This is a genomic window from Shimwellia pseudoproteus (genome assembly GCF_016415625.1).
Taxonomy (GTDB): Bacteria; Pseudomonadota; Gammaproteobacteria; order Enterobacterales; family Enterobacteriaceae; genus Shimwellia; species Shimwellia pseudoproteus.
The window spans coordinates 1-11,178 of the sequence record NZ_WBXP01000071.1; the positions used below are offsets into that span (position 1 = coordinate 1).

At 55.5% G+C, this 11,178-nt stretch carries 9 protein-coding genes; 6 read left to right on the plus strand and 3 right to left on the minus strand.

What is annotated here, in order from left to right:
- Positions 1–195 precede the first annotated feature (195 nt).
- From F9C28_RS18770 to F9C28_RS18785, 4 genes are read left to right on the plus strand one after another with little or no spacing between them, the layout of a single operon-like run.
- Complete coding sequence (locus tag F9C28_RS18770) at positions 196–1,086, plus strand: phosphotriesterase-related protein (RefSeq protein ID WP_199016806.1); 891 nt, start codon at positions 196–198, stop codon at positions 1,084–1,086.
- A gap of 21 nt (positions 1,087–1,107) precedes the next feature.
- Positions 1,108–1,461, plus strand: a complete 354-nt coding sequence (locus F9C28_RS18775; protein ID WP_199016813.1) for a DUF2620 domain-containing protein — start codon at positions 1,108–1,110, stop codon at positions 1,459–1,461.
- An 8-nt stretch (positions 1,462–1,469) separates the two neighbouring features.
- Entirely contained in the window at positions 1,470–2,774 is a 1,305-nt protein-coding gene (locus tag F9C28_RS18780; RefSeq protein WP_199016807.1) for a YhfT family protein, read from the plus strand.
- A 28-nt stretch (positions 2,775–2,802) separates the two neighbouring features.
- Entirely contained in the window at positions 2,803–3,648 is an 846-nt protein-coding gene (locus F9C28_RS18785; RefSeq protein ID WP_332909430.1) for an acid phosphatase, read from the plus strand.
- Between the two features lie 42 nt (positions 3,649–3,690).
- Here the strand turns inward: F9C28_RS18785 and F9C28_RS18790 are convergent, their stop codons facing one another.
- Positions 3,691–5,190: a YdgA family protein gene (locus tag F9C28_RS18790; protein WP_199016808.1), complete on the minus strand. Its 1,500-nt coding sequence runs from the start codon at positions 5,188–5,190 to the stop codon at positions 3,691–3,693.
- A gap of 96 nt (positions 5,191–5,286) precedes the next feature.
- Entirely contained in the window at positions 5,287–6,465 is a 1,179-nt protein-coding gene (gene manA, locus F9C28_RS18795; RefSeq protein ID WP_199016809.1) for a mannose-6-phosphate isomerase, read from the minus strand.
- 226 nt (positions 6,466–6,691) lie between these two features.
- On the opposite strand from manA, the gene fumA reads away from it, so the two are divergent.
- Positions 6,692–8,338 (plus strand): class I fumarate hydratase FumA, encoded by a 1,647-nt coding sequence (gene fumA / locus F9C28_RS18800; RefSeq protein WP_199016810.1) that lies wholly within the window; start codon positions 6,692–6,694, stop codon positions 8,336–8,338.
- Between the two features lie 203 nt (positions 8,339–8,541).
- Positions 8,542–9,939 (plus strand): class II fumarate hydratase, encoded by a 1,398-nt coding sequence (gene fumC / locus F9C28_RS18805; RefSeq protein WP_199016811.1) that lies wholly within the window; start codon positions 8,542–8,544, stop codon positions 9,937–9,939.
- A 4-nt stretch (positions 9,940–9,943) separates the two neighbouring features.
- Here the strand turns inward: fumC and tus are convergent, their stop codons facing one another.
- Positions 9,944–10,873: a DNA replication terminus site-binding protein gene (tus, locus tag F9C28_RS18810; protein WP_199016812.1), complete on the minus strand. Its 930-nt coding sequence runs from the start codon at positions 10,871–10,873 to the stop codon at positions 9,944–9,946.
- Positions 10,874–11,178: the final 305 nt, after the last annotated feature.

The window sequence follows — 11,178 nt, forward strand, 5'->3', positions numbered from 1 at the left end:
CGAAAGCAGGTATGCCTGAAAGTGTGCGTATTGCCTGAAAACACAACCCGCTACGGGGGAGACTTACCCGAAATCTGATTTATTCAACAAAGCCGCGTATTGCCTGAAAACACAACCCGCTACGGGGGAGACTTACCCGAAATCTGATTTATTCAACAAAGCCGCTATTAGTCAGAAAATAACAGGAGAATGAGTATGACACTCTTACCGACTATTGATCCGTCGGGGTATACCTATGCCCATGAACACCTTTACATCGATCTTTCTGCTTTTAAAAATAACCCTGATTGCTGCTTTGATGAGTATATTTTAATTCGTGATGAAATGCGCCAGCTTATTGCGCGCGGGGTACGTAATATTATTGAAGTTACTAATCGTTATATGGGCCGTAATGTCGATTTTATTGCCAGGCTAATGGCCGATACCGGTATTAATGTTTTATTATCCACGGGATATTATCAACAGGCTTTCTATCCACCCCACGTTGCTCAATCAGATGTACAGGCCCTGGCGGCAGAAATGATCCATGAAATAGAGCATGGTATCGGCAATAGCGGGATCCGGGCGAGTGTTATTGCAGAAATTGGCAGCAGTGAAGGGCAGATCACCCCGGATGAAGCCAAAATGTTTCACGCTGCTGCGCTGGCCTGGCACCAGACGGGTCGCCCTATATCGACCCACACGGGCTTCAGCACAATGGGGCTGGAACAGTTGGCCTTGCTGACTTCCTGGGGAGTGCCGGCACAGTCCATAGTGATAGGGCACTGTGACTTGCGCGAGAACCTCGACACCGTGTTACGGTTAATCGACGGTGGTGCCTGGGTGCAGTTTGATACTATCGGGAAAAATAGCTACTTTCCGGATGAACAGCGGGTCGCAATGCTGCAGGCGCTCTCGCAGCGCGGTTTATTAAACCGGGTTATGTTGTCAATGGATATTACCCGCAAATCTCATCTGCAAAAAAATGGTGGCCCAGGGTTTAGCTATCTGATGGATAGCTTTATTCCTCAGTTGCGTGCGGCCGGAATTAGTCAATATGAGATTGACCTGATGTTGCGCGATAACCCGGCAACTTTCTTTAAATAATAAAAATAACGAGGACATATGATGAAAAAAATTGGTATCGCTGGATTACAGCGGGAAAGTATCCGCGACATGATTGAGAAACAGGCCCCCGGGAAATTTGAATTATATATTATGAGTGATATAGACGCGGCCACCGGGGTGAAAAACAATCAGCTGGATTATTATATTGGCGCGTGTAATACCGGTGCGGGCGCCGCACTGTCAATGGCGATAGCTATTATCGGTTTTACCCGCAGTTGTACCATTGCCCGCCCGGGTGTACAGGCGAAAGCTGACCAAATATCCCGCTGGGTGGCGGAAGGCAAAGTCGCTTTCGGGCTTTCCGTTGAGCATGTGGAACACGCCATCCCACTGCTGGTTGCTGAACTGGACTAGGGGGCATTATGGATAGCTATTTGCCCATTATTCTGGTGTCACTACTGACGGGGATGACGGCATTATTGTCTCATCGCTCTGCTGCGGTGTTCCATGACGGTATTCGGCCTATTTTACCGCAACTGGTGGAAGGGCATATGAGCCGCCGGGAGGCCGGCAGTATCGCATTTGGATTGAGTATTGGTTTTGTGGCGTCGGTGGGGATCTCATTCACGCTGTCCACTGGCCTGCTGAACAGTTGGCTGCTATTCCTGCCCACCGATATTATCGGCGTAATGGCCTTTAGTCCGTGGCTGGCATTCTTGTTGGGGATGATGTGGGGCGTATTGGTTTTTACCAGCCTGGAGCCGATAAATCAGATATTAACCTCACTGCCGGTGGATATTATCGGTGCGCTGGGTGAGTTAAGTAGCCCGGTGGTGTCGGCGTTTGCGCTGTTTCCACTGGTGGCGTTGTTTTATCAGTTCGGGCTACGCCTTGGGCTGCTGGGGTGCGTGGTCGTGCTCTTGTCGCGGATCCTGGTCGTGCGCTTTTTCCCGCATTTATTTCCTGAGTCCATCGAAATTTTTGCCGGAATGGTCATGTTACTGGGAACCGCAATCTGGCGGGATCGCAAGCGCTGCACAGGCGATCTCCTGGGTGGCGGCGCGTATTCAGTATTTGAAGAGCGTTCTCAACGGATCATTACGCAGTTACCCTGGATTATGATCGTTGGGGCACTGATTGCCGCCGTGGCCAGTTTGCGTATCTTTGGCGGAACGGAAGTGTCTATCTATACCCTGGCGAAAGCCTATGCCCCGGGAGTCGATCCGGCTGAATCAACCGCTTTGGTACACCAGGCTGCACTGGCTGAGTTTATGCGCGGGCTGGGGTTTATTCCGCTGATAGCCACGACTGCACTGGCTACCGGCGTATATGCCGTGGCCGGGTTCACGTTTGTCTTCGTGGTGGGTTATCTTTCCCCCTCTGTCTGGATTGCCGCCCCGTTGGGGGCCCTCGTTATCGCCCTTGAAGTTGTCTTACTGCGTTATATCGGTAAGTGGCTGGGCCGCTATCCCTCGGTGCGTGATGCTTCCGATAATATCCGTAACGCCATGAACATGCTGATGGAGTTTGCACTATTAATCGGGGCAATTTTTGCCGCCATAAAAATGGCGGGTTATACCGGTTTTACTGTTGCGACAGCCTTGTATTTCCTTAATGAAGCCATTGGCAGGCCGGTACTCAAAATTGCCGCCCCTGTGGTGGCGGTCATTATCACCGGCATCTTATTGAATCTGCTTTGGTTGCTGGGATTGTTTGTCCCGGGTTAATTAACGATTACGCTCAGGAGATATACCTGTGTCTATATTAGCTAAACTATACGCCCTGTTGCTGGGGACGGGCTGTTGGGTGGTGATACCCCACGCCACTGCCGCGGAGGTAAACATTGCGCCGAATAATAACCCCAGTGAAACCTGGCGCACGGACTACCGGGATATTAACCATCCCGATATTGGTTTTTCACCCTGGATCCGCGGATGGATTAATGGTTATTTGAGCCCAGCGGATTATCCTGACGGTAGCCAGATTTTGCCCCCGCCTCCTGAGGAAAATAGCGCTGCCTGGTTATCGGATGTGGCCACCTTCCAGGCACTTAAAAAATTCCGGGAGACACCGCGCGGCGCCCAGGCTTATGAGGATGCCAAACTGTCCTTTGGGGCTATTGGCAGCGCGTTTTCTGCGCCATTGGGTATCGCAATATCCCGGCAGAAAACGCCCCATTTACATCTGCTGCTTACCCGGCTCTTGAGTGATGCAGGCTATGCGTCAAATGGGGCAAAGAAAGCGTTTGAGCGCATCCGTCCTTATGCCGCCCTCAACATTGAAAGCTGTACCCCCACGGAACACAGCGCCCTGAGTAATGATGGCGGATCTTACCCTTCAGGCCATGCGGTGACGGGTTTTTTGTGGGCGATGACCCTGACGGCAATGGTGCCAGAAAAAGCCACGGCGCTTATGCAACGGGGTTATGAGTTTGGCCGCAGCCGCCTGATTTGCGGTGTGCACTGGGCCAGTGATGTTGACGCCGGGAGGGTGCTTGCGGCGGGGGCGTTTGCCCGGCTGCAGGCCAGTGCTGAATATCAACAGCAGTTTAGCGCCGCCCGTCAGGAGGTCAGAAAGGCCCTGGCGGGGGGGATGGAGTAGTAAAAAAACAGCCAGCGGATGCTGGCTGTTGGTGCGCAGGGATCAGGGCTGTACCGGGGCCGGTGGCGGTACGGCGCCAGGTTCCGGTGCCGCAATACCAAACATACCGAGGAAGTCCACCAGTGACATTTTCTGGCCATTCAGGGTGACCTGGCCATCGCTGTACTGCAGACTACTGGTGATGTTGTTATTGTCCGTGGTGGTCAGGCGGAACATCTGCCCCATGGCGGCAACGCCTTTCACCTGCTGATCCGCCAGTTTTTCCGCGTCACTTTCCTGGTAACCTTCCAGTTTTGCGACCTGGGTCATCAGGGCGGTGGCCATGTCCATGGGGATAACCAGTTTGCCGTCCACGGATTTAATGCTGTTGCCGATCAGTTGATCGTCGCTGGTGGCCTGGCCGCTGGCCTGGGGATCTTTCATCAGGACCGACAGGTTCAGGGTGCTTTCGCCTTTGTCATTTTTCCAGCTCAGCGGGGCGATGGTAACGACTGGCTCGCCTTTCAGCAGGAGTGGCAAATTGGCGAAGAAAATATCAAGCACGCTGGCGGTGTATTCTTCCTGGTTATCGGTGCTGTCCAGCAAGGCCCGGGTTTCGGTATTGTATTTCTGACTGAAGGCGTGGAGTGCTTCACCGTCGACATTGGCGAATTTCAGCGCCAGTTTACCGCTCCCCATGTTCTGGTTCTGCACTTTCAGGGCATCCAGCGCATAGTCAAAGCTGGCATCCAGGTGTTTGCCGTCTTTTGCCACCGCGGACTGGCCGTTGAGGTTAAAGCCTTCCAGCACCGCCATCTCTTTACCTTCAATGGCAATCGCCGCTTTCGTGATGGTCAGCTTCTGGGTGCCGGTACGCTCGCCGAAGTCGGCCAGTTTGCTGTTACCGTCAGTATTCAGGCCGTTAATGGTCAGCTGGACGTGCTGGCCGTAATCATTGAGGGTGGCAATCACCGCGCTGTCTGCCTTACCGGTGATGGCGACACCATTACCGTCGTTATCCACGTCGGCGCTGATGTTGGCACCGCTAAAGCTGATTTTGTCCTGATCTTTTTGGTAATCCAGCGGCAGCAACTGAATGTCCGAAGCGGTGGCCCCGCTGTAACTGATGCGGGTTTGGGCATCAATAAACGACTTGTCTTTCGTCATCTCAAACAGATGGCGGGTGGTGTCGTTGTTCACAAGAGTAGTGCGCACCGAGGCCATTGACGGAATCAGACTCAGGTGCTTCAACTGCGCCAGCGGGAAGGGGCCGTGGCTGAGGGTTTCGTCCAGCACCACTTGCTGGCCCGCTTTTAGCCACCCGGTGGCTTTGCTGTCCGGGCCGATCACCAGTTGCATCTGGCTGGTAAACACGCCGCGCTGGTAGTGGGTATAGCTCAGTGCCAGGCCCGCATCCGGCGCGGTTTGTTGTAGCTGGCGGTTGGCGGTGGCTATCATGTCGGCCATCCGGCCTTCAAGCTGTTTGCCGGTGTACCATGAGGCACCGGTCCAGATGACCCCGAGAGCAACAATAACGCCGACAGCGACTAGTGATTTTTTCATCGTTCGGTTTCCATATTTAAGCCGGGCCGTGTGGCCCGGGATGAGTTCTTGCTTCCGCGGTAAAGCTTAGCAATCCTTGCTTCAAAGATCAGTAACTTAGTTTAGGTCGTTATAGACCCGGGCCAGGGTACCCTGGCCACTGACGCTCACCGGTGCTTCGCTGGCACCAATAAAGGCAGATTCCCCCGGGCGCAGGACCAGGGTTGTGCCATCCTGATGTAGCCTGGCTTCCCCTGCCACACAGAAGACGATAGCGGCACTGTGCTGTACCAGCGGCGCGGCGGTGTCGTGCAGGGTATGCAGCGAGAAGGCAAAATCCGCCACCGGAATCGGGAAGTTTAGCTCATCCCCCTGACGCCGGGGGGCAGTCAGGATCTGATTGGCCGGTTTGGCGACAAACTGCACATTGGCCAGCAGTTCCGGGATATCCATATATTTCGGGGTCAGCCCGGCGCGCAGTACGTTATCCGAGTTGGCCATCACCTCCAGACCCACGCCGTTGAGGTAGGCGTGTGGGGTCTCTGCAAACAGGAACATCGCTTCACCGGGTTTCAGCTGAACCACGTTAAGCAGTAGCGGGGAGAACAGCCCGCTGTCGTTCGGGTAAAATTCGGCGATGGCGCGCACCGTGTCCCAGGGCTCACCGTGCTGCTGTTCCAGCGCCTGGCGCAGCACGGCCAGCGTGTGGTCTTTCTCCGCCCCGGTCAGGCTCAGCAGGCCACCAAACAGATCCCGCAGGTGGTCACTATCCGGCTGGCGAATGAACTGCGCAATCAGCGGGTGGGCATCGGTTACCGGGGCGAGCAGGGCGGCAATGTCGCCAAACTCCCGGAAGCCATTCATGGCGCGGAACGGGGTCAGCGCGAAGACCAGCTCGGGTTTATGGTTGGGATCTTTATAGTTACGGTTGGCGGCATCCAGCGGCACACCGGCGGCGTTTTCCCGGGCAAAGCCCGCTTGCGCCGCGGATTTGCTGGGGTGGACCTGGATAGATAACGGTTGGGCGGCACACAGCACTTTAAACAGGAACGGCAATTCCCCAAAACGCGCCGCCACCTCCTGGCCTAATAAGCCTGCGGGATCGGCAGTGATACAATCACGCAGTGACACTGTCACGCCGGTGTCAGTTTCCACTGTTGAGCTGCTTTTCGGATGGGCACCCATCCACAGCTCTGCCATCGGCTGATTTTCAGGATTGCTGACGCCATACAGCTCGGTTAACGCGGTTTTGCTGCCCCAGGCGTAATTCTGAATTGCATTTTGTAGTCGCTGCATAATTAATGCCCTGTATTTTTTAAAAGAAATGTCTGCCCCTATTAAAGCAATTTTATGCCGCGAAGTAATCAACGCGCGCAAAAACACGGACTCTTCTCGGCTTTGTTAATAAAATGTGTCAATATAGTAACGGCGGATGCTTTATTGCCCCATTACGACGGAATGTGCGCGAAAAGGGGCAGACAAAGTATGGAATTAACTTACTGAAGTAACAGGTGAGAGAACAATGTCGAATAAACCCTTCTTTTATCAGGCCCCGTTTCCCCTACAGCCAGACGACACCGAATATTATTTGTTGAGTAAGGATCACGTTTCGGTCGCGGAGTTCGACGGCCAGGACGTGCTTAAAGTTGCCCCGGAAGCACTGACCTTGCTGGCCCAGCACGCGTTTCACGATGCCTCATTTATGCTGCGCCCGGCCCACCAGCAACAGGTGGCGGCCATCCTCGATGACCCACAAGCCAGTGAAAACGATAAATACGTCGCCCTGCAATTTTTGCGTAACTCCGATATTGCCGCGAAAGGCATTTTGCCCACTTGCCAGGACACCGGCACGGCTATCATTGTTGGCAAAAAAGGCCAGCGGGTCTGGACCGGCGGCGGCGATGAAGCGGCCCTGTCCCGGGGGGTGTACAACACCTTTATTGAAGATAACCTGCGCTATTCCCAGAACGCCCCCCTGGACATGTACCGGGAGGTGAACACCGGCAGCAACTTGCCTGCCCAGATCGATCTCTACAGCACCGAGGGTGATGAATATAAATTCCTCTGTATCGCCAAAGGCGGCGGCTCGGCCAATAAGACCTATCTGTACCAGGAAACCAAAGCGTTGCTCAGCCCGGGGAAACTGAAAGATTACCTGGTCGAGAAGATGCGCACCCTCGGCACTGCCGCCTGCCCGCCGTATCACATTGCGTTTGTTATCGGCGGCACCTCCGCAGAAACCACGCTGAAAACGGTAAAACTGGCCTCCACCAAATATTATGACGGCCTGCCCACCGAAGGTAACGAGCACGGGGTGGCGTTCCGGGATCTGGCACTTGAGCAGGAGCTGCTGAAAGAAGCCCAGAATTTAGGGCTCGGTGCCCAGTTCGGCGGCAAGTATTTTGCCCATGATGTGCGGGTGATCCGCCTGCCGCGCCACGGGGCGTCCTGCCCGGTTGGGATGGGGGTTTCGTGCTCTGCGGACCGCAACATCAAAGCCAAAATTAACCGTGACGGTATCTGGCTGGAAAAACTGGAGCACAATCCGGGTAAATATATCCCGCAGCATCTGCGCCAGGCCGGTGAAGGGGAAGCGGTCAAAGTGGATCTTAACCGGCCGATGGCGGAGATCCTCAAACAACTGTCCCAGCACCCGGTATCGACCCGTCTGTCCCTGAGCGGGACCATAATCGTCGGGCGTGATATTGCCCACGCCAAACTGAAAGAGCGCATTGATGCCGGGGAAGGGCTGCCCCAGTATGTGAAAGATCACCCGATTTACTATGCGGGCCCGGCAAAAACGCCGCAGGGTTATGCCTCCGGCTCCCTGGGGCCAACCACCGCCGGGCGTATGGACTCTTATGTGGATCTGTTGCAGTCCGAAGGCGGCAGTATGATCATGTTGGCGAAGGGGAACCGCAGCCAGCAGGTGACGGATGCCTGCCGCAAACACGGCGGTTTTTACCTTGGCAGCATTGGCGGCCCGGCGGCGGTACTGGCCCAACAGAGTATTAAGCATCTGGAGTGTGTCGAGTACCCGGAACTGGGGATGGAAGCCATCTGGAAAATTGAGGTAGAAGATTTCCCGGCGTTTATCCTGGTGGATGACAAGGGCAATGACTTCTTCCAGCAGATCCTGACCTCCCAGTGCAACCGCTGCGCGAAGTAACAGGCTGATGCGCTGGCCCTTTGTCATCTCTGCCTGGCAAAGGGCCTGATTGCTGTGTTATGAAAATGCTATAAATGTGTAAATAAAATAATAAAATCAGCGCCTTTTTTTGATACCCGTGGCTCAAAACGCCCTTTATCACCCGGTAGCAATGTGTGCCCGACTACACTTTTAGTCAACTGACGAATCACAAGGAGCACGTCATGGCCACAACCCGTATTGAGAAAGACTCAATGGGCAACATTGAGGTCCCCGCCGATAAGTTATGGGGCGCCCAGACCCAGCGTTCACTCGAACATTTCCGTATCTCCAGTGAGAAAATGCCCCCGGCACTGATTCAGGCTCTGGCGCTGACTAAACGTGCCTCAGCCCAGGTGAATGCCCAGCTTGGTCTGCTACCCGACGATCGCGCCGGGGCAATCATTGCCGCCGCCGATGAAGTGCTGGCCGGCCAGCATGATGGCGAGTTCCCCCTCGCCATCTGGCAGACCGGCTCCGGCACCCAGACCAACATGAACATGAATGAGGTGCTGGCCAACCGCGCCAGTGAGCTGCTGGGCGGTGAGCGGGGGATGTCCCGGCGGGTACATCCGAATGATGATGTGAATAAAAGCCAGAGTTCTAACGATGTGTTCCCCACCGCTATGCACGTGGCGGCGCTGGTGGCAATCCGTAAACAACTGATCCCGGCGGTTAACCAGCTGCGGGGTACCCTGGCGCAGAAGGCGGCGGATTATCAGGACATCGTTAAAATTGGCCGTACCCACCTGCAGGACGCGACCCCGCTGACCCTCGGCCAGGAAATTTCCGGCTGGGTGGCGATGCTGGATCACAACCTGCGCCATATTGACGCCAGTCTGCCCCATCTGGCGGAGCTGGCGCTGGGGGGGACCGCCGTCGGTACCGGCCTCAATACCCATCCACAGTATGCCCGGCTGGTGGCCGGGGCGCTGGCCACCCTGACGAGCCAGCCATTTGTGAGCGCGCCGAATAAATTTGAGGCCCTCGCCACCTGTGACGCGCTGGTCCATGCCCACGGCGCCCTCAAAGGCCTGGCGGCCAGTATGATGAAAATCGCCAACGACGTGCGCTGGCTGGCCTCCGGCCCCCGTTGCGGGATTGGTGAGCTCAGCATCCCCGAGAATGAACCCGGCAGCTCGATAATGCCCGGCAAGGTCAATCCCACCCAGTGTGAGGCGGTGACCATGCTGTGCTGCCAGGTGCTGGGTAACGATGTGGCGGTCAATATTGGCGGCGCATCCGGTAATTTTGAGTTAAATGTCTACCGGCCGATGGTTATCCATAACCTGTTGCAGTCGGTGCGCCTGCTGGCAGACGGGATTGTCAGTTTTGATCAGCACTGTGCCGCCGGGATCACCCCGAACCGTCCGCGTATCGACAAACTGCTCAATGAGTCCCTGATGCTGGTCACCGCCCTGAATACCCATATCGGCTATGACAAGGCGGCGGAGATTGCCAAGAAAGCCCATAAAGAAGGGCTAACCCTGAAACAGGCGGCGCTGGCGCTGGGCTATCTGACAGAGGCCGAGTTCGACAGCTGGGTGCGGCCAGAGGCAATGACCGGCAGTATGGGGGCCTGAGTGCTTACTCGGCCAGGTAAACGTGCAGCCGCGGGATCAACAGCCGCAGCGGCTGCGCATCTGGCCGGTAACGATGGCGGATATTATCGGCATCGTAATTGAGCAGTTCCCCCATATCGGGGATAGCCTCCCCGGCATCGCGTTGACACAGTACCAGCAGCGGAGAAGGGCAGGCATGCTGCACCTGGCGCTGCTGGTCGGCATACCAGACCCTGGCCACCGGCTGTACTTTGACCGGGCGCTTGATCTTGAGCCTCGCCGTGGCCGGTAAGGCCGCCACGTCCTGATACTCCCGGGCAACATTGTCCAGCCAGCGCTGGCGATCGTTGACCGGCACGGTGCGCGGATTATTGAGGCTTTTCTCGAGGGTTTCCAGCAGGGTATCCCGGGTTAAATTCTTGATGATCTGCTTATTCGCCCAGCCAAAATTGATGGTGGACGGGTTATCCAGCAGGGTAATGCGACGGTAGGTGTTCAGGGTCAGTAATCCCGGGAAGCGGTGGTGGACCCACTCAAAGCGCCCCGGGGAGGCTACCCCGGATTCCACGGTCACCATCTGTTCAAACTCGGCTTTTTGCTGGTTTATCTGGCTGACCAGGGACTGCAATTGTTGTTTTTGTGACGCTGTCACGTTGTAGCACAATGCGCCAGGCAGGCGCACCGCCGCTTTGGTGCTGCGCTTTTCCGACTGCTGCTGAATGAACAGGTGGGTAAAGTGGCCGAGCGCTGCCGTAGCCGCGTGTTTACCGATTAACTGCTCAACGGCGATGGTGGACAGAGGATCATGCTCCGCGCCTTTATCGATTTCCGGGAGCCGAAAAACTCGGGCCACCAGTAACCGCGTGGCGGAAAGGGTGTTATTCAGCTGCTGGAGGTTGTGCTCAAGTGCGTTAAAGGTCACTCTCAGGCGTTCTGTCAGGTCATAGCTGGTCATACGGGGCCCCGTGGTGGCTGGTGGCAGAAGGTGTTAGTTACAACATACTTTATGTTTTTTAGCAAGGTGCCAAATGAACGTGCGGCGCTGTCATCGGTTCTGCATTGGATATGGCGACATTTCCGTAACCTTATTTAACGTCGTCAGCCGTTTACATTTTTCCGTCGCTTTGCCACGCGTTGTTATCCTGACCCCGATGAACCCTATGGAAGGTGCGAACAAGTTCCTGATATGAGATCATCATATTCATCCGGAGCGCATCCCAGAGGGACATCATGAGCCATCAACTCACCTTCGCCGATAGT

Coding starts and splice junctions, on each gene's coding strand:
- F9C28_RS18770 (WP_199016806.1), top strand. CDS start 196: ATGACACTCTTACCGACTATTGATCCGTCGGGGTATACCTATGCCCAT.
- F9C28_RS18775 (WP_199016813.1), top strand. CDS start 1,108: ATGAAAAAAATTGGTATCGCTGGATTACAGCGGGAAAGTATCCGCGAC.
- F9C28_RS18780 (WP_199016807.1), top strand. CDS start 1,470: ATGGATAGCTATTTGCCCATTATTCTGGTGTCACTACTGACGGGGATG.
- F9C28_RS18790 (WP_199016808.1), bottom strand. CDS start 5,190: ATGAAAAAATCACTAGTCGCTGTCGGCGTTATTGTTGCTCTCGGGGTC.
- manA (WP_199016809.1), bottom strand. CDS start 6,465: ATGCAGCGACTACAAAATGCAATTCAGAATTACGCCTGGGGCAGCAAA.
- fumA (WP_199016810.1), top strand. CDS start 6,692: ATGTCGAATAAACCCTTCTTTTATCAGGCCCCGTTTCCCCTACAGCCA.
- fumC (WP_199016811.1), top strand. CDS start 8,542: ATGGCCACAACCCGTATTGAGAAAGACTCAATGGGCAACATTGAGGTC.
- tus (WP_199016812.1), bottom strand. CDS start 10,873: ATGACCAGCTATGACCTGACAGAACGCCTGAGAGTGACCTTTAACGCA.